The organism is Luteibacter rhizovicinus DSM 16549 (assembly GCF_001887595.1).
Taxonomy (GTDB): Bacteria; Pseudomonadota; Gammaproteobacteria; order Xanthomonadales; family Rhodanobacteraceae; genus Luteibacter; species Luteibacter rhizovicinus.
On the sequence record NZ_CP017480.1, the window covers coordinates 1,928,903 to 1,950,295 of the forward strand.

The following is a 21,393-nucleotide window of genomic DNA, read 5'->3' on the forward strand; positions in this document are numbered from 1 at the left end:
TAAGACAACACATGTTCTGGTCTGACAGGCAGGCTAACATGCGGTCGGATTCGTCAAAAGGAAGCCTCCCCATGTCCCGATTCACCGTGACGCGCTCCACCCTGGGCGCCAACGAGCTGGTGGTGCTGGTCGACGCCGACGCCGACCGCGAGGTCCGCATCGCCCGGCGCGGCGCGACCGTGCTGTCGATCTCCACGCGCTGGCGCGACGAAACGCGTCCCGTGACCGACGGCTTTCGCGACGCCAAGGAACTGGTCGGGCACAAGGGCTCTCGCTTCGCCATCATGACGCCGTTTGCCAACCGTGTTAACGATTCCCGCTACACATTTGAAGGAACGACTTACGATTTGCAGCCAGGTGCTGTCGGTGCCGATCGTGCCAGTCGCCATGGGTTTCTTCGCGGCACCGTGTTCGACGTGCAGCGTGAACAGGGCGACGACAGCAAGGCGTCGGTCACGCTCGTTACCGACGCGATCCGCCCGGGCGTGAATCCGGGTTACCCCTTCGCGCTCGATTTCAGCGTTACCTTCACCCTCGACGAGCACGGTCTCACCGTGGAAGCGAAGACGCGCAACGTCGGCGAGCATGCCGCGCCCACGTTCTTCGGCTGGCACCCGTACTTCCGTCTGTCGGAAAATCCGATCGAGGCGTGGGAACTGCGCGTGCCGGCGGACAAGGTGATCGCCACGGACAAGGACTTCATCCCCTTGCCGGGGACAAGCGCCTGGCAGGCGATGGACAAGGCGGATCGTGCGCTCGATTTCCGCAAGACGCGCGCCATCGGTGCGACCGAACTCAATCACACCTACGCCGACCTCCAGCTGGATACGGATGGCAAGGCCCGCACTCGCCTGCGCGATCCGAAGACGGGCGCGGGGATCGCCGTGTGGCAGGAGCGAGGCGTGATGCTGGTCTTCACCTCGGATACGGCCGATCGCGACGCGCGCAAATCGGTAGCGCTGGAGCCGATGGAATGCATGCCGGATGCCTTCAACCGCGATGACTGCACGCCCTTGATCACGCTGGCTGCCGGGCAGGAGCGTCGCTTCGTCTGCGGTGTGGAGTTCGATACGTGACCTTGCCCACCTTCGCCGATGTCCGCGATGCCGCCGCGCGCATCGCGCCCTATGCGCTGGTGACGCCGGTCCTGCGCAGCGATCGCATCGATGCGCTGGTCGGCGCCGCTGTCGTCTTCAAGTGCGAGAATCTGCAGCGCGGTGGCGCGTTCAAGTTCCGCGGTGCGACCAACGCCGTGTGGTCGCTGGGCGATGAGGATGCCGCACGTGGCGTCGTCACCCACTCCTCCGGGAATCACGGGAACGCCCTGGCGATGGCGGCGCGCACGCGCGGGATCACGGCGCATGTCGTCGTTCCCGAGGGCGCCGTGAAAACCAAGGTGGACGCGATCGTGGCGGCGGGTGCCACCGTGCATCGTTGTGCGCCGACCACCGCTGCTCGTGAGGCGAAGGCGGCGGAACTCATGGCGAGCACAGGCGCCACGCTCGTCCATCCGTACGCCGACCCACGCGTGATGGCAGGCCAGGGAACCCTGGTGCCGGAGCTGCTCCGACAGGCGCCCGGGATCGACACGATCCTCTTTCCCGTCGGTGGTGGCGGCCTTGCGTCCGGTTGTTCGATCGCCGCGCACGGCATCGACCCCGCGATCGTGCTGTTCGGTGCCGAGCCTGAAGGTGCCGACGACGCCGCACGTTCGTTGGAGGCCGACGAGCGCGTCGGGCCGTTCACCGCCCACACGATCTGCGACGGCCTCCGCACGCTGATCGGCGAGCCCAACTTTCATGTACTGCGAGAACAGGCTGTCACCGTGTTGCGTGTCAGCGATGTCGAAGTCGTTTCCGCCATGCGCCTGCTCTGGTCCGAATTGCGCATCGTGGTCGAGCCGTCCAGTGCGACGGTGCTCGCCGCCCTGCTGCGTTATCCGGAGCGGGTCAACGGCCGTCGTGTCGGTGCGGTGTTGACTGGCGGGAACGTCGATCTGGACGACCTTCCCTGGTAAGCATTCGCACGACGCGCACCACCTGAAGCGGACATCCGTGGCACCTTTGCGTGGCTATTCTCGTCTCACCTTCAGGACGTGTGAGACGGGACATGCGATGTGCCTGGGCCGAACAGAGCGATGCCGAACGCATTTACCACGATACCGAATGGGGGCTCCCGATACACGACGATCGCCAGCTCTTCGAACTGATCACGCTACGCGGCGCGGCAGCCGGGTTGTCCTGGCGCACGATCCTCGGTAAACGCGCGTGTTACCGCCGGGTTTTCCACGGCTACGACCTGCTGCGTATCGCCAGGATGACGGACGGCGAACTGGCGACGGTTCGTCGCGATCGCGGCATCGTCCGTCACCGCCTGAAGATTGCCTCGGTCCGCAGCAATGCGCGGGCGGCGCTGCGGCTGATCGAAACCGAGGGATCGCTATCGCGCTTTCTTCTTGCCTTCGTCGACAGCGATGTCGCCGTCGCGCCGCCGCGTCTCGCCTTCGGCGTGCGGACGCGAAGCGATGCCTCCGATGCCATGAGTGCCATCCTGCATAAGCGCGGTTTCCGTTTTGCGGGAACGGCGATCTGCTATGCGCTCATGCAGGCAACCGGCATGATCGACGGCCACGAACCCGGCTGCGAGTACCGCGCCGGTCGTTGATCCGCCTCACTCAGAATGGCGTTTTCCGCCGCGAGCCGCGCAGGTTCTCGATCGGGAAGCTGGCGATCTCGCCACTGCCCTCGCGTCGCGACTGTCCTGCGGGCGGGCCCCAGGCGTGCGCCGTCACCACTTCCCACGTCGACGGAATGACGCCCTCGTGGCGCAAGGCCTCGTAGGCATCGAGCATGCGGCGGTAGTGCTGCTTGCCGGTGAGCCCGCGCTGGCGGTCCGCATCGGCGTTGTTCGCGCCAAGTCCACGCAGTTCGTCGAGCAGTGCACGAGGGGTGGGGTACGTCAGCGTGTAACGCTCGGCAAACAGCACGGGATCGCGTAGGCCCGCCGTCAGCATGGCGTCACCAACATCGTGCATGTCGAGAAAGCGTGCGACGTGGGCGTGCTGGTCGGCGGCGGCCCACGCGGCGCGAAGCTCGCTGAGCGTATCGGGGCCGAAGGTGGAGAAGGTCAGCAGGCCGCCCGGCTTGAGCACGCGCGCGCACTCGGTGAACAGGCGGGCGATGTCCTCGCACCACTGGAAGCATAGGTTGGAAAAGAGGATGTCGACGCTATGGTCGGGCATCGGCAAGGTATAGGCATCGGCCGCGACGCGCGAGAAAGGCTTCAGCCAGCTGCTGTGCTGCTTTGCCTGGCGCAGCATCGGCAGCGCGAGATCCATCGCGATCACCTGGGCCTTCGGGTAGCGCTTCTTCAGCGCCGCGCTGCCGCGGCCGGTGCCCGCGCCGACATCGAGGACGATCTCGGGCACCTGCTCGTACATGTCGAGACGATCGACCAGGGTCGACTGCACCTCGCGCTGGAGCGCGTCGTGCTTCTCGTAGGTAGCGGCGGCGCGGCCGAAGTTGCGCCTGACCTGGGTCCGGTCGAAATGAAATTCGCTCATGCGTCTGCTTCGGTGAACTGCGTCAGGACATCGGCCACGGCGTCCGCGTGTCCGATGAAGGGGGCGTGGCCGGCGTGGGCGATTTCCTCGAAGCGGCCACCGGCCGCCTCGGCGCACCAACGCATGGCCTCGGGATGAACAATGCGGTCGCGTCGGCCGGCTATCCAGAGGCTGCGCGTACGCAGTTCGGACAGCCGTGGCCGAAGGTCGGTGCTCTCAAGCAGGCGGAGGCCTTCCATCAGTACGCGCGGGTCGGGCTCGCCACGGGAGAAGGCTTCTTCCTTCAGGCGCCGGGCCTCGGCGCGAGGATCGGCACTACCCATGGCTTCGAGCGCGATGAAGCGCTCCAGGGTGGCGTGGTAGTCGGTTTCCAGATCGGCGGCGAGTTTCTCGACCATGGCCGCGTCGTTGCCGTAGGGCCAGCCTTCGGTGCGGACGAAGCGCGGCGTGGAGCAAAGGGCAACGACGGAGGTTACCCGGTCGGGCAGGTCGAGGGCCGCCGTGAGCGCGACCAGACCGCCGAGGGACCAACCCATCCACATCGCCGGTGGGGTCGCCGTGGCGATGGCATTCGCACACGCCAGCGGTTCGAGCGGAATGTCGCAGTCGCGCGAGTAACCGTGACCCGGAAGGTCGACCACGTACAGGGTGTAACGCGAAGCGAGCGCTTCGACCAGTGGCGCAAGGATGCCGCCGTGCATGGCCCAGCCGTGGATAAGCACCAGCGGTGTATCGCCGTCGCCGTGTTGCTCGATGTGCAAACCGCTCACGGTGTGATGTCCGCGGTGTCACTTGGCGAGAGTGTCGGGTCGACGGCGCCGCGCTCGTCGAAGACGAAGCAGTCGCCATGCCAGTGGGCGCCGCCGGCTTCCTCGAAATACTTCAGGATGCCGCCTTCAAGCTGGAACACGTGATCGATGCCGATCTCGCGCATGTGGATGGCCGCCTTCTCGCAGCGGATGCCGCCGGTGCAGAAGGAGACCACGGTCTTGCCGTCGAAGCGCGCGCGGTCCGCGGCGATGGCTTCGGGAAAGCCGGTGAAACTCGATAAGCCGTAGTCCACCGTGTTCTCGAACGTGCCGGCGGCCACTTCGTAATCGTTGCGCGTGTCGACCAGTACGACCGGGCGGCCGTCGTCATCGTGCCCCTGGTCGAGCCAGCGACGCAGATCGAGCGGCAGCACATGAGGCGCGCGACCTTCCTCGGGTCGGATCGAGGGCGCGCGCATCGTGATGATTTCTTTCTTCAGTCGCACGCGCATCCGTCCGAAAGGCACGTCCTCGGAGAGGCTCTCCTTCGGAGCGATGTCGGCGAAGCGCGGATCCTCGTGCAGCCAGCTCACGAACGTCTCGATCGCCTCACGCGGAGCGGCCAGGAACAGGTTGATGCCCTCCGGCGCGAGCAGGATCGTCCCCTTCAGCGCCAGGGCCTCGCAGCGCTCGACCAGGCGCGCACGCAGCGCGTCCAGATCATCGAGGCCGACGAACTTGTAGGCGGAAATGTTGAGGATCGACATGGGCATAGGGGAAGGGACGCGGCCGCCCATTATACGGCGGCGGTCCCGCCGAGGCCGGGGAGGGAGCCCAGCGCCTCCAGGAGCGCATCGATCTGGTCGGACGAGTGCGCCGCGGATAGCGTGATCCGCAACCGGGCGGCGCCCTGCGGCACTGTGGGTGGCCGGATGGCGACCACGAGGAAGCCAGCGGCTTCCAGGGCTCGCGACGCGCCCATGGCCGCTTCGGCCGAGCCGATTACCAGCGGCTGGATAGCGGTCGTCGAACGCATGACGGGCAGTCCCAGCTGCTTCGCGCCGGCGCGAAACCGGGCGATATGTGCGGTGAGCTGCTCACGACGTCCATCCGTGTCGGCACGCACCAGGCGCAGCGAGGCGCGTGTCGCCGCGGCGAGGGCAGCCGGCATCGCCGTCGTATAGATGTAGGGGCGCGCGAACTGGATGATGGCTTCGATCAGGTCGTCGTCGCCCGCGACGAAGGCGCCGGCCGTACCGAGCGCCTTACCCAGGGTGCCCATCAACACAGGCACCTGACGGGCATCGAGGCCGGCCGCCGCGACGCTGCCGGCGCCTTGTGGGCCGAGCACGCCCAGGCCATGGGCGTCGTCGACATAGAAGAGAGCGTGGCGCTGGCGGCAGAGTGTCGCCAGGGAGGCCAGGGGGGCGATGTCGCCATCCATGCTGAAGACGCCGTCGGTGGCCAGCAGGGCGGCATGGTCGGGCCGCGCCGCGAGCTGGCGGGCCGCCGCCTCGGCGTCGCCGTGGGGATAGCGCCGGAGTTCCGCGCCGGCCAGTTGAGCGCCGTCGATCAGGCTGGCGTGGTTGAGTCGGTCCTGTACGCACAGCGCATCGCCGCGGCCAGGCAGGCCGCCGGCGCCAAGCAGGGCCTGCAACGCGCCCAGGTTGGCCATCACGCCCGTGGAAAACAGCACGGCGCGCTGGCGCCCGGTCCAGTCCGCCAGATCCTCCTCGAGGGCGGCGTGCTCGCCCCGATGGCCGGACACCAGATGCGCGGCGCCCGTGCCGACGCCTTCGATGGCGGCAGCACGCGTCAGCGCGGCGACCAGGTCGGGGTGCCGGGCCAGACCGAGGTAGTCGTTGCCGCAAAAGTCGATCAGTACGCGCCCGTCGACGAGGCGACGGCCATCCGCCGTCAATTCGCAGGTGCGCGCACGCCGCAACAGGCCCTCCCGCTCGCGCTGTGCCCGCGCGGCTTCCACGCGGGCACGGAGGTCCGGCCGGCTCACGCCGCGTCGGCGCGTTCGACGATGTCCGCGTGGACGGCGCCCGGTTCGATCTCGACTTCCATCGGCTTCAGGCCGAGACGCTGGAACAGGCGGCGATCGTGCTCCACGTCCGGGTTGCCCGTGGTGAGCAGCTTCTCGCCGTAGAAGATCGAGTTGGCGCCGGCGGCGAAGCACAGCGCCTGTAAGGCGTCGTCCATCGACTCGCGTCCGGCGGACAGGCGCACGACCGAGGCAGGCATGACGATGCGGGCCACGGCGATGCTGCGCACGAACTCGAACGGATCCAGCGCCTCGGTGCCGGCCAGCGGCGTGCCGGCGACCTGGACCAGGCGGTTGATCGGCACGGATTCCGGATGCTCGGGCAGGTTGGCCAGCGTAGTCAGCAGGCCGGCGCGCTGCGCGCGCGATTCACCCATGCCGACGATGCCGCCGCAGCAGGTCTTCAGGCCAGCCTGGCGCACGTGGTCGAGCGTGTCGAGGCGATCCTGGAACTCGCGCGTGTGGATGATCTCGCCGTAATAGTCCGGCGCGGTATCCAGATTGTGGTTGTAGAAGTCCAGACCGGCCGCCTTGAGCGTGTCGGCCTGCGGCTGGGACAGCATGCCGAGCGTGGCGCAGGTCTGCAGACCGAGGCCCTTCACGGCGGCAACGATCTCGGCCACCTTGACCACGTCGCGATCCTTCGGCGAACGCCAGGCGGCACCCATGCAGAAGCGGCTGGCGCCGGCGTCCTTCGCTGCCTGGGCCCGGGCGAGCACCGCTTCCACGCTCATCAGCTTCTCGGCTTTGACGCCGGTGCTGTAGCGGGCCGCCTGCGGACAGTAGGCGCAATCCTCGGGGCAGCCGCCCGTCTTGATGGAAAGCAGGGTCGACACCTGGACCGCATTGGGGTCGTGGTACTCGCGGTGCACGGTCTGCGCCTGGAAAAGCAGATCGTTGAAGGGCAAGGCGAAGAGGTGCTCGACCTCCTCGCGGGACCAGTCGTGGCGGATGGCTGCGGTCATGGTGGGTTCCCGTGGCGAAGGCGCGCAGTGTCGGCGCCCGCCGGGATGACTGTCAACCTAGTCGGCTCGAAAAAAGTTGACCAAGTGACCCCTTACCGGGCGTAGGCCCTTTGTCCAAAGATAGAACGGCGTGAGGATCTGGAAGAAACGACACGTGCCACGAACTCCCGCCGGTTGGTTGGTTCGGTAGTGCACGCTACGAATTCTCAGCCGTTCGCGAATGCGTGTAAGAGTGGCTGGCGTAGTACACATGAAGATGTAACGACACCTGCTCCCGATCGAGCAGAAGGTGGAATGGAATTGCCTCGGCCTTGAAGTGCAGGACCGGATATGACCTGCCAGTGATGGCATCGAATATTTCGTAGCTCCTGGGCCGCCCTCGCGCTGCGGTCGTGTGCACTGACCTTCGTATGCACGCGCGGAATCGCTAAACGAGCAGGGTGCGTGGGAGGCACAAGATATCAACGCCCATACAGCGCTGGCTTTAGGCGAGTTCGTCTGCGCGCCCGTCGTCATGCAGGCACCCAAACTTAACGGATGGTCAACGGACTCATGCGCCCCTTCGACGACTCGCTTACTATGAAGTCGTTCCCATAGGAGGGTTGCACATGAGCGACGGACAGGGCAGCAGTGGCAACGTGCTTGCCGCGATCTGCAGTTTCTTCATTCCCGGCCTTGGCCAGCTGGTGCAGGGCCGTGTGTTCAAGGCGCTGTTCATGTTCGTGCTGGCCGCCGTGCTTTGGGTCATCTGGCTCGGCTGGATCGTCCATCTGTGGTCCATCGTCGACGCCGCCATGTACCGCCGCCGCTACTGATGCTGCGGATTGACGCATGGACGCGTCTCGACTGACTCAATGGATCGCGGCGGCCAGCCGGCTCGTTCTTCCGCCGCGATGCCTTGTCTGCAGCGATCAGGGCCACGAGGCGCGTGAACTCTGCCGCGCCTGTTACGCCGCCTTGCCACGCAATCTCGCCTGCTGCGGACGTTGCGCTGTTCCGCTGCCCTTGCCGGTTCCCGAATGCGACGCGTGCCAGTGCGAATCGCGCCCCTGGTCGGATCTGTGGGTGCCGTTCGAATACGCCTGGCCCCTGGACGCACTCGAAACGCGCTTCAAGTTCGCCGGCAGTCTCGCCGCGGGTCGGGTGTTGTCGGACGCGTGGATCGACGAGGGGCCGCCGCCGTCGCTGCCCGAGTTGCTCCTGCCGGTGCCGTTGCACCCGGGCCGCCTGCGCTCGCGCGGCTACAACCAGGCACTCGAGCTCGCCCGCCCGCTGGGAGGTCGTTATCGCATTCCCGTGGCGCATGACGTGCTTTATCGGGCGCGAAAAACCGACGCTCAGTCCGAACTCGATGCGGCGGCACGCCTTGGTAACGTGCGCGGCGCTTTCGCCGTGCGTCGCGTGCCGGCACAAAACCATGTCGCCATCGTCGACGACGTCATGACCACGGGTGCCACCCTGGCCGAGTGCGCGAAGGCCCTCGTCGCGGCAGGCGTCGAACGCGTCGACGTCTGGGCGTTGGCGCGCACGCCGCTCCCCGGTGGCCGCTCGTAACACGGCCTCCGGTGATGGCGACGGTCAATGATTAATGTAGATCGGGTTGCCGAGGATCAGTAGCTTGCCCTCGGGCGAGCGCACGTCGACGCGTAGCCAGTGGGGCTTGCCGTCGCTCGACCAGTCGAAGGTGACTTCTCCGTTCGATGGGATGACGTTGTGACCTTCCATATCGACCGGCTTGCCGTTGTCGGTGACGCGCAGGTACTGCCTGCCGAGCGCCGCCGTCCGCACGAGCACATGCACCGAACCGCCCGTTGTGACGGTCAGCGCATCGCCCATCGCTGCCATGGTCGTACCGGTGGTGGCCTGGACATCCAGCGAGCGATCACGCGTTCCCTCCACGTCGATGAAAACATGACCCGCGCGAATGCCGTCGAGGATGCCTTCCATCGACAAGTCCGGCGCATGGACCACGGTCGTCGGCGAACCGATACGTCCCGCGAACCTGTCGCGTGGTGCATCGCTGCCGTCGTGGCTGTCGCTGCCGCCGATCGCCGTGATGCGCAGGCCCGCGTCGATCTGGGCCTCCCAGAACGGAATGCCACTGTCCGGTCGCTCCGCGTCGCCACCGTTGATCGCTTCGATGGCCTGGAATCCACGCATGTCCACGACGTTGTGCGGCGTGAAGCCGCAGCCCATGCAGGTCTCGTCGTTGGGTCGCCGCGGGTGGTTGATCGAGATCAGTCCGTGCGCTTTGGTGACGTCGGCAAGCAAGGCGTTCCAGTCGGGCACGCTGGCGCTCCCAACGCGAAAATCCAGCGGTCGCGATACACCGAACAGATTCGCATGGCCTTCGAAGGTCGTGATCTCCCGGGCCGGGATCATCAGCATGGTGTCGAAGTAGGGCTGGAGTTCGCGCATCTCCGACACCTGCGACATGGTGTTGTGCTCGGAGATGGCGATGAAGTCGAGGCCACGCTTCGCCGCGGAAGCGACGGTGAGGAACAGAGGGCATGGGACCTTCTTCGTTCCCGACGCGTTCGGACAGCCGCCATCGCTGTGCGCCGTATGCATGTGAAGATCGCCGCGATACCAGCGGGCTTCCGGGTTCAGCGTCGCGGAAAGTCCATGCTCTGGACCGAATCCCTCGTCGTCGTGCGATAGCCACACCTGTGCCGTGAACGTCGCCGCCGAAGCAGGGCGGATGTTGGGAATGCCCAGCAGCAGGCGCCACTTGCCCGTTTCAATCGCACCTGGCAGGAACGATGCCGTGGCATCGGTCGCGGACACCGTGAAACGACGCTTGCTACCGCCACTCCAGCCGCGGAAGCCATCCTGCCCGGTGAAGCCCGTGGGTCCGAGCAGGCCAAGGTCGATCGTGGTCTTCTCGTCGCGGCCGGTGTAGTCGACGTCGATGGTGATCCGCGTCGTCCCTTTTGGTACGTCGAACGGTACTTCGCGATAGGTGTGCTGGTCCTTGCCGGTCAACGCACCGCGAAGCACGAGGTCGGGGGCCCGCTCCGCCGTGACGGACGCGGCGAAGCAGGCCAGAAGCACGGCGATCAGTGCGCGCATCAGAAGCGGTACATCACGGCGGCGCGGAACGAGCGACCCAGGAGTGGGCGCGCGATGAAGGTGTTGGCACCCGCATCGGAGCTGGCCAGCTCGCCGGCGCGCGGGTTGCCCTCGGTCAGGCCCAGCGAGTTGAAGAGGTTGTCGGCGTAGAGGTAGAGCGACAGCTCCGGCGTGGCATCGTAGCGGGCGCTGGCGCCGACGACGTGGTACGAGGGCAGCACGACCGAGTTGGCCGTGTCGACGAAGCGCTTGCCTTCATGCTCGTACGACATCTGCAGGCGCAGCTTGCCGTCCATGAGGTTCACGCCGGGCACCACGCGATAGCTCACCTTCGGCACGCGGATCAGCTGGTTGTCGTCATAGTCGCGCAGCACCGGCCCGTTGTTGATGTTGTCCGTATACGACAGGCCCTTGTACTTCGGATCCTGTAGCGTCGCATTGAATTGCACGTCGAACCACTTCGTCGGATACAGCGTACCTTCGAGCTCGAGGCCGTAGGTCTTGGTGCTGGCGAAGCCGGTCTGCGGTGTCGACGTGTTGCCGTTGCGGTCGAAGACGTTGTTGGTGAAGCTGACGTTGTCGTACTTCGTGTAGAACGCCGTGGCATACAGGTCCATGAAGCGATCGCTGTACTTCCAGCCGGTTTCCGCAAGGTCCATCGTCTGCAACAACGGCGTCGCCGTCGGGCTGGTGATGTACGTGCTGAGGTTGGGCAGGCGGAAGGCGGACGTCCATCGCGCGAACAATCCCTGGCGCGGCGAGAACTGCCAGTTGGCCCCGAGCGTCCAGCCAGTCTTGGAGAAGGTCTGGTCGTAGTGGGTGAACACGCCGTTGCCGGTGAGTACCGTGGCCGCCGCCGGCGAGCCACCGAGGTTCACGGTCTGCTTGCCTTCGGTATAACCCTGGACGTTCACCCGCTCGTAGCGCAGGCCGCCGTCGATGCGCAGCTCCGGTGTAACGGTCCACTCATCGGAGATATAGGCCGCATTGGTGTTGGACTTGCCGCTGGCATGTTCCCATTCGTAGCCGTAACGATAGACGCCATGATCGGTGAGCGATCCGACGACGTTGCCGTTGCGATCGATGCCGACCAGGTCGATCGGGCGTGCATTGTCCTCGACATCGGTCAGGACCGTGGACGAATAGCGGTCGAAATCCTGCTGGAAGTTGGCGTGGTAGTAGCCAAAGGTCACGTCGTGCGTCTGCTCGCCGAACTCGAACTGACGAAGCACGCGCGTGTCGTTGATGAACTCGTTAACGGGCATCGTCACGCCGCGCAGGCCATCGGTGAGAACCAGGCCGTTGCCGTTCTGGTTCGCCGTGTTGAATACCTGGCCGGGGTTGTCGACGTAACGGAACTGCAGCGCCGTCGCCCCCGGGATCAGCGACAGGCGCTTGCTGTCCTGCGCGATGAACGAGGACGCGCTCTGCAGTGCGTTCGGAAACACGCCATTACGCTGTGTATCCGTGGTGTTGTACCGCATGGACTCGGCGAGCTTCCAGTCGTCGCCGAGATCGTGGTTGAATTTGAACGACACCTGCGTGCGCTTGACGTGCGTGCCTTCGCTGTTGTCGAAGTTATAGAGACTGCCGTCGCCTTCGCGCATCTGCAGGTGCTCGGTCTCCGGACCGGCCAGCGTGCCGTAGTTGCCGTTGAAGCCCGGCACCGCGCGGATGTCGCCGCTGCCGTTCGTTCGCATGGGAATGCCCAGGTACAGGGCGACCTTGTCGTCGAGGTGCTTCACGTCGAAGCTGATGTCGCCGCCGTCGAGCTTCTTCGACAAGGTGGCACGCAGCTGGCCACCGTCGTTGGCGCGATAGCCCGGATTGCGCTGGCCGTCGTCGATGCGCCAGAAGCCGCCGACGCCGAGTTTCCAGCCGCCGCCGATCGGCGTGCCGTACCAGAAGTCGAGACGGTTCAACGAATAGTTGCCCACCGTGTACTTGATCAGGCCTTCGGGCGTGTCGCCGGCCTGACGCGGTATGAAATTGATCGCGCCGGCGGGCGCGTTCGAATAGAAGATCGACGAAGGGCCGCCGCGGACGACTTCGACACGCTCGATGGTTTCGTCGAGACGGAAGGCCTGGTCGGCGTTGAGATAGCCGAGGGCCGGATCGTGCTGCACGGGAATGCCATCTTCCAGCAGGGTGACCGAGCCGTAGCCATCCACCGGGATGCCGCGCGCACGGATATTGCCCGAGGCCTCGCCGCCGGAGGACTCGACCCAGAAGCCGGGGACCGACTTCACCGCCTCGGTGACGCTGGTGGGCGCCTGCATGCGCAGGCGATCCTCGTCGATGGTGGTGATGGAGTAGCTGGTTTCAGCCTTGGTGCGCGTCTCGACGCCCGAACGGGCGGTGACCACGACGTTGTCGAGATCGGTCGTCTTCTTCTGCGGGGGCGCGTCGTCGGCGTGAACGGCGGTGGCAACGAGCAAAGCGGTGGCTATCGCCGCGCGAAGGGCGCGGCAGAGTGGCTTGGTACGCATGACGGGATAAAGCTCCGGGGAAGGGGCAATGCAACCCGTAGGAACTTATGCGTCAGTCATGACGGATCGACTCACCTCGTATGACTGTGCGGTTTCAATCGTGATAAATCGCCAGGAAATGCTCGGGACGTGACGGCGGTCACAGAGCGAGCGCGATCACGATGCCGAGCCAGAGGGCCAGACCCACCCAGTTGTTGTGACGGAAGGCGCGCAGGCAGGCATCGCGCGCGCGGTCGCGCATCAGCCATTGCTGGTAAGCGAACAGGCCGGCCGTGGCGGCCAGGCCGAGCCAGTACGGCCAGCCCAGGGCCGAACGTGAGCCGACGAGCAACATGGTGACGAGGAAGGTACCCATCAGGATGCCGATGATGACCAGGTCCGCATCGGCAAAGAGAATCGCGGTGGACTTTGCGCCCGCCTTGATGTCTTCCTCGCGGTCGACCATGGCGTACTCGGTGTCATAGATCACCGACCACAGGATATTGCCGATGAAAAGCAGCCAGGCAACCGGCGGGACGCTGTCGGTCACCGCGGCGAATGCCATCGGGATGGACCAGCCGAAGGCCGCGCCAAGCACCACCTGCGGCAGGTTGGTGTAGCGCTTGCAGAACGGATAGATGGCCGCCAGCGCCGCACCGCCGAAGGAAAGCAGGATGGTGAGTCGGTTGGTCAGCAGTACCAGCAGGAACGAGAACACCAGTAGTCCGGCGAACACGTAAAGCGCTTCGCGTGGCGTCACCCGCCCGCTCGCGATCGGCCGTCCCGCCGTGCGCGCCACCTGAGGATCGAGCTTGCGGTCGGCGTAGTCGTTGATCGCGCACCCGGCCGAGCGCATGGCGAACACGCCGAGGGTGAAAATGATCAGCGGGCCGATCGGCGGGAAATCCTTGGCCGCCAGCCAGAGCGCCCACCAGGTCGGCCAGAGCAGCAGTAACGCGCCGATCGGGCGATCCATGCGCGTGAGCACCAGGTAAGCGTGGATCTTCTCGCGACGCTCGGGCGGCAGGCCCTTCAGGAGGAAGGCGAGGACGCGCTCGGCCGTGGTCGAGGCGTCGGCCGGCCGGGCGACGGGCTTCGGCGGAGCGACCTTGCGCGCGGACGGCGCCGCCGTGCGTCGCGGCTGGGGCTTCTTGGGAGGGGGGCTCATGCAGGGAAGTCTAGCCAAAAAAGGGGCGCCTTTCGGCGCCCCGGGGAAGAACGTCAGCGCTTGAGCGGCTCGATAGGATCATTGTCCTCGGGCGGTTCGGGATCGGCGTCGTATTCGGGCTTGTAGCTGCCGGGCTTGCGGATCTCGCTATCGGGGCGGTTCTTGCCGGGCTCGGCGAAAGGCGGTTGCGGGTTGCTCGGGTTGTACGGCATCGGCGGGGCCTCCACTCGATCAGGGTAAGGGCTCCAACCTAGGATCGGGCGAGTGAAACGCCCGAGACGAATTCGTTACCCTTGCGTGCTTATTCATCACCTTATTCATCACCAAGGAGTGAGACATGAAGATCCTCATCGTGGGCGCCAACGGCACCCTGGGCAAGGCGATCGCGGTGGAACTCGGCGCGCGGCACGAGATCGTCGGTGCGAGCCGTTCGCATGGCGACGTGCGCGTCGACCTGCGGAACATGGCCAGTGTCGAGGCCATGTTCCGCGATGTCGGCCCGGTGGATGCCGTGATCTCCGCCGCCGGCAAGGTCCCCTTCGCACCGCTTGGCGAATTGACCGAAGCGCAATATCTCGAGGGGCTGCAGGACAAGCTCCTCGGCCAGATCCGCCTGGTCGGTGCGGGTACGCCCCATGTGCGTGACGGCGGATCGTTCACGCTCATCACCGGCATTCTCACCGAGCAACCGATCCTGGCCGGAGCCGTGGCGAGCACGGTCAATGGTGCTGTCGAAGCCTTCACGCGCGCTGCCGCGATCGAACTCCCGCGTGGCATACGCATCAACGTCGTCAGTCCGAATGTGCTGACCGAAGCGATGCATGCGTACGCTCCTTATTTCCGCGGCTTCGAGCCCGTGAGTGCGGCGCGCGCCGCGATGGCGTTCTCGCGATCGGTGGAAGGCCGGCAGACCGGGCAGGTGTACAAGGTCTGGTAACGCCTCTCGGCGTGGCGGGCTGATGGGTCGGGAAAAATAGGAGTGATCCTATGTCGGTGATCTGGCGTGGTCGATAGGATGACCGACCTTTCAAGATGCGGAGCACCACCCGATGCGTCATCTCTCGTTATTTTCCGGCATCGCCGTCGCACTGCTGGTTCCGGCCTCTGCCATGGCGGACGATACAGCCAGCCTCAAGGTCACCGGCACGATTTCGCCAGCAGCCTGCAGTGTGTCCCTCGGCGGCGCGTCGGAAGTAAAGCTCGATCCGGTGAAGCTGTCGGATTTCACCGGTGGGCAGGATCTCGAGCTCAAGGAAAAAGACGCCTCGCTGACGATCAGTTGTGAGGGCGCCGCTGCGAAGTTCCGCCTGAAGGCTACTGACGCGACGGGTCTGGGTGTTTCCGAGCCGGGCGATTCCCACTACAGCCTGGGCAGGAACGAGCAGGGCAAGAGCAACAAGGCCAATGGATACTTCGTGCTCAGCATCGATGCTCCTTCGATGGCGGCGAACAACTTTGTCCTCAAGTCGACCGACAGCGGTGCGGGCCAGGCGTGGGACAAGCTCGGAAACGGCAGCGCGCCATTCGATCACGATGGCGAGGCTTTCGCCTTCGGCGCTGACGCCGCTGCGACCGAGCCGGCCGCCCTCACCTCGCTGATCGTCCCGCTGAAGATCAAGGCAGTGCTGGCCAAGGATCCGATCGTGGTGGAAGAAGTCGCACTGGCCGGACAGGCGACCATCGAGATCCTCTACTGAGTCGCGGCGTCCCCGGTGCCACATCGGGGACGCCAGCCTGGAGTCAATCATGTTGACGATCCATCGTCCGCACCGTCGCACGGTGCGCTTACTCGCCATGGTTCCGCTCGGCCTGATGTCGGCGACATCGGCGCTCGCCGACGGCATGCTCCCCGAGACGTCGGTGGTGATCGTGTATGAGGAAAAAGGCGAAGCGGCCGTCAAGGTGCGCAACAGCGATGCGCGGCCTTCACTTCTCAACGTCACCTTGCAGGATATCCCCGAGGACGGCGAACCCCTGTTGTTCGTCACGCCACCGGTTTCGCGCGTCGAGCCGGGCGAGAGCCAACTGGTTCGCTTCATCCTGCGCAATGCCGAGCCGCTGAAGTTCCAGCGCCTGAGGCGTGTCGTCTTCGAAGGCATTCCGCCGAAGAACAAGCTGGAACCCGGGCGTGCCACCGTTGCGGTGAATATCCGCCAGAACCTTCCCGTGATCGTGCATCCGAAAGGACTGCCCATGCAGCGCGAACCATGGAAGGGATTGGCGTGGTCGATCGCGAACGGTGAGCTGACCGTTCGTAACGACACGCCTTACGTGGTCCGCATGGGTCAGGAGATCCACCTTCTTCCCATGATGAGCTCGCTGAAAGTGCCCGCTGCCTACCTCCTGCCGGGAGCGGTTCATTCACTGCCGGTCCCCGAAGCCGCCCGTACGGCGACTTCGGTACGTCTGTATCCCGCCACGGTCTATGGATTCGCGGTCGATGCCTACGACGCGCCGCTAACCGCTGCCGTTCGCTGAGCATGCCTGTGGCCTCACTGGCATCTAGCCGCCGGCTTCGCGGCGCGCGTTTACGGTTGGTGCTGTTGCCGTTGGCGTGCGTACTGGACCTGCCCGACGCATGTGCCAACGATCTGACCGATGTCGAGTTCGATGCAGGCATGTTGAAGCAGCGAGGCATCGATCCGAAGCTGGCCGAGTATTTCCGCCAGGCACCTCGCTTTACCGCCGGGCGCCACGTGGTAGCGCTGAGGGTTAACGGCAGGTCCATGGGCCGGGTGCAGGCGAGCTTCAACGAGACGGGCGCGCTATGTGTCGATGCGGCACTGCTCGAGGCCGCGGAGATCGCTGCCTCATCCATCGATGAGCGACCGTCGGGCCAGTCACCGGCGTTTGCATGCCCCGACATGACCTCACGTCTTCCGCGTGCGAACGTCGAACTCGACCCGGCGCAAGGAGAGGTCTCGCTGCTCGTGCCGACCGATGCGCTAAGGACGCCTCGGCAGGATGTGTCCGGCTACGCGAGGGGTGGCACGGCCGCCCTGCTCAACTACGAAGTGATCGGCATGGACAGTCGGCGCGGTTCACGGGGGAGCCGCTACGGTTCGGCCAATACGGAACTCGGCTTCAATGCCGGCGACTGGGTGGTTCGCAGTCGCCAGGTAGCCACATCCAGCGACGGTCGCTATCGCACGGACCTTCTGGATACCTATGCGCAACGTTCGTTCGCGAACCACCGCGCGGTACTTCAGCTGGGCCAGCTGAATATCATGAATCCCGCACTCGCCGGCGCCCAGATCTCGGGTGTGCAGCTTATGAGCGAGCAGGCATTGGCGACGCCAGAGGGTGGCGCGATCGTGGAGGGTGTCGCATCGAGCCCGGCCCGCGTCGACGTTCGCCAGGACGGCGTATTGATCTATTCCACCGTGGTGCCGGTCGGCCCGTTTGCGCTGACCCGTGTGCCGCGCATCAACCGTCACGGCAGCCTGGATGTCACGGTGGTCGGTTCCGGTGGTGAACGGCAGCACTTCGTCGTGTCGCCGGCCATGGCCGGCACGGCCACACCATCGGCGGGCTACTCACTCGCCGTCGGAAGGGCGCGAAAGACGGGCGGCATCGGCACGCCGTGGGTGGTGAGCGCCGGCTGGAGCGGGCCGGTCCGTCGTCGTATCGTGCTCAGCAGCGGAACCATGCTGGCGACGGCGTACCAATCGTTCGGCGTTGGACTCGGGTCGTCGCTGGCGACGACGACCCAGGTTCAGGTCGACCTCGTCGGCTCACGGGCCTCGCGTGAGAGGGTGGCCGGTGTGCAGGGTACGCTGACGCTCTCGCAGCGTCTGAATGCGCAGTGGTCGATGGCCTACTCGAGTACCCGACAAAGCCACGGGTTTCGCGAGCTCCTCGATACGGCCCGGATCGGCGCGACGACACGGAATCGCACCCGCTATCGCAGCCAGTCATCCGCGTCGCTGTCGTGGTCGGATTCCCGCTTCGGCAATCTCAGTGCGGGCTACTCCCGTACGACCCTGTTCGACGGCCGGACGACGAAACGTGCACTGGCATCGTGGGCGACCCGGCTGGGGCGCGCCTCGATGTCGCTCTCGGCGGAGTGGAACCTTGGCCACGCCATGCGTAGCGGCAATAACGCGATTTATTTCAACGCAACTATTCCTCTCGGAGACCGTCGTCGCATGAGCACGACGATACGACGCTACACGGGCGAGACCCGTTACGGAACGACGTTTTCCGATCAGGTCAATGAGTTCGTCTCGTATCGTGCGGGACTGGAGTACCGGTCCGGTGACGGGCGTCGCAGCCTGAACACGGCCGTCTCGCTACTGCCGCGCTATCTCCAGCTCGATGCAGGGTACACGCGGGATACGCGAAGCAACAGTGTCAGCCTGGCGGTTCGCGGCGGCCTGGTCCTGCACGAACACGGCCTCACGGCATCGCCTTACGCCGTGCGCGACACTTTCGGTGTGCTTTCCGTGGGCGACGCGGCAGGCGTTCGCGTGTCGACCCCCGGTGGCCCGGTATGGACGGACGGCAGGGGCTACGCCGTGCTTCCACAGCTCAGCCCTTACGGCAAAAGTGGCATCGAGGTCGCCACGGATTCATTGCCGCGAAACGTCGACATCCACCGTGGCGCCGCCATGGTCCAGGCCGGCCGTGGCGCGGTGATGGCGCTCGACTTCGCAGTAAACACGACACGCCGCGTGCTCGTCAGCGCGCGCACCGTCGACGGCCGCGTCGTGCCATTCGGTGCGACCGTTACCGACGGCCAGGGCGAGGTGGTCGGCGTGGTGCAGGGCGATGGCGAGATCTTCGTGCCGAATGCCCTGGCAACGCCTCGACTGACGGTGCGTCGCGACGATATGCCGGACTGCGGACTTGACATCCGCCTGGGTGAGCAGCGCGACACGAACGCTTATTACGAGTCCATGGCAGCGGTATGTCGGCCGATCGAGAACGATCCCCGATGAGGACGGTGAGGAGAGCGCAGGCCAAGATGCTTGCCTGCCTTGCGGTGTGGCTGGCTGCCTCGCTGTTCGCGTCCGTCGCGAGCGCGCGGGCGCGGACATGTGAGGTCGTATTGAGCACGACACACGTCGACTACGGACGTTTGAGTCGTGCCACGCTGGCGGTCGAGGCTAAGGGCATGCTTGGCCTGCCCGCACGGACGATCGGACTGCATGTTCGATGCGACGAACCCGGGGATATGGCCGTGATGTTCCGCGGCGCGGCCGCCGACGAGCGGGGATTCCTCTTCACGGAGGCGGGACGCTTCGTCATGCGGCTGCGCGACGCGCGACTGGATGGCGTGCCCGTGGACCTCGGTCAGGTCGATCGAGGCGGCGGTGGCGTGCCAGGCCAGGTGGGAGCCTCGCTCGCCTGGAATCCGGACGCGGCCCTCACACCGCTGGCGCATGGCCACGCAGCCATGGGTCGCGATTTCAGCGCGAGCATCGAGATCACGGCTCGGGTCGATGAAGCCGCCCTCGCCGTTGGCGATGCGGCGCGGTGGACGACGACGGGATCGGTGGAGCTCGTGGCGACCGGCGCCTCAGCCGACCTGGCAGTGCAAGCCGAGGTCCAGCCGGGACGCTGCAACGTGGACGTGGTGCGGCATCTGTCGTTCGGTCGAGTTCGCTCGGCGGACCTCGACAGTCATGGCGCCTCCACACGCCTTACCGCGATCCAGGCTGGTCGGCTTCAGGTGCTGTGCGACGGACCGTTACCCTTCGCCTTTCGCATCATGCGTGACGAACGGCCGGGTACGGCCGTCGCTCCGACGGGACTGGATGTCACCTACCCGGAAAGCCAGCTTTTCGGTCTGGGCAAGACGCCGGCGGGGGAGCGCATCGGCTCCTACGTGCTGCGCTGGGCGGCGGGCGCTACGTCCGATCGCGGCGAGTTGCGCGCCACACATTCACTCGACGGAAGCCGCTCGTGGGCCGCTACCGGTGGTGCCATCGTGGCTGATCACGATGGCGCGGCACGCGTCGGTTATGCCGCCCCCACCCAGGCGACAACGGGGCCGCTCGCCGTGAAGGCGCTCGACGTCACCCTCGATGCAACGATCTTCATCGCACCGAAGGCATCGCTTTCTCTCGACGAAGAGATTCACGCCGACGGTCTCATGACGATTGAAATCATTTACTGAAAGAGACCTTCCCTGTCCGTCGCCGATAAGGACTTTCGATACCCATCTGCTCATCCATCCCACCATCAAGAAAAACACCCACGAAGGAACTGATATGAAATATTTCGCCATGTGTTGCGCATCCGCGTCCCTGCTGCTGTCTGCATCCGCTGTCGCCACCGAGACCGGAGCCGATCTCCTCGTCAAGGGTTCCATTACGCCGGGAGCGGCCTGCAATGTCGTTATCGGCAGCACGCTGAACCTCGGCACGATCAAGCGCAGCGATCTTTCGTCGGATCCTTCGAAGGAAACGCAGCTCGAGGAACAATCGGTGCCGACCAGCGTCAGTTGCCTACAGGCACAGCGATTCGCCTTTGTCGTCAGGGAAGCCGGAGGCAGCGATCCCGCGTCGGACAAGATCTTCCCGATGCGCGCGAATGACGATCAAAAAAGGACGGGAAAGCTCTTCCTCCTGTTCGACGCACAGTCGACCAAGGTCGATGGCGTGCAGGGCTACGCGACCGGCGCAGACCGCATGATCGACCTCGGGAGCGCCACGTGGGGACCAGCGACATCGCCGCGCGAGAACCTGCCGATCACCAACGGCCGCTATGCGGTGGGCTTCGTGACAGAGGCCGGCAGTACCGAAGCCCCCGCGAACATCAAGGATCTCAGCGTCAAGCTGCTGGTCCGGCCGTGGATCAATGCCGTCAACGATCTGGATCTGAACGCGGACATTGGCTTCGCGAGCGACCTCGGACTTGAGATCAGCTATTTCTGACACGCAGCCGTGGGCCGTTCGATCGCGGCAATGCCGCTGCGGGCGTGATCGACAATATCGCCCGCCTGGCCCAGCGCATCCAGGAATGCGTCGACTTCGTCGGCGCGCCCGGTGAACTCCGCTACCGACTGATCGCCGGACCTCTGCAGGAGACGTCCGCCGAACTGCGCGAGGCAGGCATCGATCGCGACGGCTTCAGCGTCGACGCGAGCAACGAGGAGTTCGCGCTCCACGTGCTCGCGTCGCGTGATCTCCGCGATCTCGATGACGTCGACGAGCTTCGCGGTCTGCTTGATGATCTGCTCGACGACGGTATCGTCGCCGAACACCACCAAGGTGAGGCGCGAGGCGTCGATATCCTGCGTCGCGGCCACGGTGAGCGATTCAATATTGTAGCCGCGCGAGGCAAACAGGCCGGCAACGCGTGAAAGTGCGCCGGCCTCGTTTTGCAGCAGCATGGAAATCAGGTGGCGCATGG

21 protein-coding genes are annotated in these 21,393 nt (G+C 65.4%); 11 read left to right on the forward strand and 10 right to left on the reverse strand.

What is annotated here, in order from left to right; genetic code table 11:
* Positions 1-71 precede the first annotated feature (71 nt).
* The 3 genes from BJI69_RS08700 to BJI69_RS08710 all read left to right on the forward strand — a co-directional run bounded on the left by BJI69_RS08700 (position 72) and on the right by BJI69_RS08710 (position 2,664).
* Entirely contained in the window at positions 72-1,076 is a 1,005-nt protein-coding gene (locus BJI69_RS08700; protein WP_046968280.1) for an aldose 1-epimerase, read from the forward strand.
* Positions 1,073-2,017, forward strand: a complete 945-nt coding sequence (locus tag BJI69_RS08705; protein WP_046968281.1) for a threonine ammonia-lyase — start codon at positions 1,073-1,075, stop codon at positions 2,015-2,017. Before BJI69_RS08700 ends, BJI69_RS08705 begins: the two co-directional genes overlap by 4 nt.
* A gap of 92 nt (positions 2,018-2,109) precedes the next feature.
* Entirely contained in the window at positions 2,110-2,664 is a 555-nt protein-coding gene (locus BJI69_RS08710) for a DNA-3-methyladenine glycosylase I (RefSeq protein WP_046968282.1), read from the forward strand.
* Between the two features lie 10 nt (positions 2,665-2,674).
* Here BJI69_RS08710 and bioC read toward each other — a convergent pair whose 3' ends face one another.
* From bioC to bioB, 5 genes are all read right to left on the reverse strand, one after another.
* Positions 2,675-3,562: a malonyl-ACP O-methyltransferase BioC gene (gene bioC / locus BJI69_RS08715; RefSeq protein ID WP_046968283.1), complete on the reverse strand. Its 888-nt coding sequence runs from the start codon at positions 3,560-3,562 to the stop codon at positions 2,675-2,677.
* Positions 3,559-4,263, reverse strand: coding sequence for a pimeloyl-ACP methyl ester esterase BioH (bioH, locus tag BJI69_RS08720; RefSeq protein WP_244465287.1), 705 nt, complete (start codon positions 4,261-4,263; stop codon positions 3,559-3,561). The genes bioC and bioH overlap by 4 nt, the downstream gene beginning before the upstream one ends.
* 65 nt (positions 4,264-4,328) lie before the next feature.
* Positions 4,329-5,078 carry a sulfurtransferase gene (locus tag BJI69_RS08725; protein ID WP_046968284.1) on the reverse strand — a complete coding sequence of 250 codons (750 nt, stop codon included), beginning with the start codon at positions 5,076-5,078 and terminating at the stop codon, positions 4,329-4,331.
* 29 nt (positions 5,079-5,107) lie between these two features.
* On the reverse strand, positions 5,108-6,322 hold the full coding sequence (gene bioF / locus BJI69_RS08730; RefSeq protein ID WP_046968285.1) for an 8-amino-7-oxononanoate synthase: 1,215 nt from the start codon (positions 6,320-6,322) through the stop codon (positions 5,108-5,110).
* Positions 6,319-7,326 (reverse strand): biotin synthase BioB, encoded by a 1,008-nt coding sequence (gene bioB / locus BJI69_RS08735; protein WP_046968286.1) that lies wholly within the window; start codon positions 7,324-7,326, stop codon positions 6,319-6,321. Before bioB ends, bioF begins: the two co-directional genes overlap by 4 nt.
* 608 nt (positions 7,327-7,934) lie before the next feature.
* Between bioB and BJI69_RS08740 the strand changes: the two genes are divergently transcribed.
* Together BJI69_RS08740 and BJI69_RS08745 are read left to right on the forward strand one after the other, a co-directional pair.
* Entirely contained in the window at positions 7,935-8,141 is a 207-nt protein-coding gene (locus BJI69_RS08740) for a hypothetical protein (RefSeq protein WP_046968287.1), read from the forward strand.
* Between the two features lie 16 nt (positions 8,142-8,157).
* Positions 8,158-8,880 (forward strand): ComF family protein, encoded by a 723-nt coding sequence (locus BJI69_RS08745; RefSeq protein ID WP_046968288.1) that lies wholly within the window; start codon positions 8,158-8,160, stop codon positions 8,878-8,880.
* 24 nt (positions 8,881-8,904) lie between these two features.
* Here BJI69_RS08745 and BJI69_RS08750 read toward each other — a convergent pair whose 3' ends face one another.
* The 4 genes from BJI69_RS08750 to BJI69_RS22510 form a co-directional block, all read right to left on the reverse strand.
* Complete coding sequence (locus BJI69_RS08750) at positions 8,905-10,398, reverse strand: CehA/McbA family metallohydrolase (protein ID WP_046968289.1); 1,494 nt, start codon at positions 10,396-10,398, stop codon at positions 8,905-8,907.
* Positions 10,398-12,887: a TonB-dependent receptor gene (locus BJI69_RS08755; RefSeq protein WP_046968290.1), complete on the reverse strand. Its 2,490-nt coding sequence runs from the start codon at positions 12,885-12,887 to the stop codon at positions 10,398-10,400. Before BJI69_RS08755 ends, BJI69_RS08750 begins: the two co-directional genes overlap by 1 nt.
* 139 nt (positions 12,888-13,026) lie before the next feature.
* Positions 13,027-14,034 (reverse strand): 4-hydroxybenzoate octaprenyltransferase, encoded by a 1,008-nt coding sequence (gene ubiA, locus BJI69_RS08760; RefSeq protein ID WP_078023109.1) that lies wholly within the window; start codon positions 14,032-14,034, stop codon positions 13,027-13,029.
* Positions 14,035-14,087: 53 nt separating this feature from the next.
* Positions 14,088-14,246 carry a hypothetical protein gene (locus tag BJI69_RS22510; RefSeq protein ID WP_154670741.1) on the reverse strand — a complete coding sequence of 53 codons (159 nt, stop codon included), beginning with the start codon at positions 14,244-14,246 and terminating at the stop codon, positions 14,088-14,090.
* Between the two features lie 125 nt (positions 14,247-14,371).
* Between BJI69_RS22510 and BJI69_RS08765 the strand changes: the two genes are divergently transcribed.
* The 6 genes from BJI69_RS08765 to BJI69_RS08790 all read left to right on the forward strand — a co-directional run bounded on the left by BJI69_RS08765 (position 14,372) and on the right by BJI69_RS08790 (position 20,915).
* The gene (locus BJI69_RS08765) at positions 14,372-14,971 is read left to right on the forward strand and encodes a short chain dehydrogenase (protein WP_046968291.1); all 600 of its coding nucleotides are present in this window, start codon (positions 14,372-14,374) and stop codon (positions 14,969-14,971) included.
* Positions 14,972-15,083: 112 nt separating this feature from the next.
* Entirely contained in the window at positions 15,084-15,731 is a 648-nt protein-coding gene (locus BJI69_RS08770) for a fimbrial protein (protein ID WP_052767247.1), read from the forward strand.
* 49 nt (positions 15,732-15,780) lie between these two features.
* On the forward strand, positions 15,781-16,512 hold the full coding sequence (locus BJI69_RS08775; RefSeq protein WP_071924909.1) for a fimbria/pilus chaperone family protein: 732 nt from the start codon (positions 15,781-15,783) through the stop codon (positions 16,510-16,512).
* A 71-nt stretch (positions 16,513-16,583) separates the two neighbouring features.
* Entirely contained in the window at positions 16,584-18,974 is a 2,391-nt protein-coding gene (locus BJI69_RS08780; protein ID WP_162200990.1) for a fimbria/pilus outer membrane usher protein, read from the forward strand.
* A gap of 26 nt (positions 18,975-19,000) precedes the next feature.
* Positions 19,001-20,155: a DUF1120 domain-containing protein gene (locus tag BJI69_RS08785; protein ID WP_046968293.1), complete on the forward strand. Its 1,155-nt coding sequence runs from the start codon at positions 19,001-19,003 to the stop codon at positions 20,153-20,155.
* The gene (locus BJI69_RS08790) at positions 20,139-20,915 is read left to right on the forward strand and encodes a hypothetical protein (protein ID WP_125903018.1); all 777 of its coding nucleotides are present in this window, start codon (positions 20,139-20,141) and stop codon (positions 20,913-20,915) included. The genes BJI69_RS08785 and BJI69_RS08790 overlap by 17 nt, the downstream gene beginning before the upstream one ends.
* Here the strand turns inward: BJI69_RS08790 and ilvN are convergent.
* Positions 20,906-21,391: an acetolactate synthase small subunit gene (gene ilvN, locus BJI69_RS08795; protein ID WP_046968295.1), complete on the reverse strand. Its 486-nt coding sequence runs from the start codon at positions 21,389-21,391 to the stop codon at positions 20,906-20,908. The two genes, BJI69_RS08790 and ilvN, sit on opposite strands and share 10 nt — an antisense overlap.
* Positions 21,392-21,393: the final 2 nt, after the last annotated feature.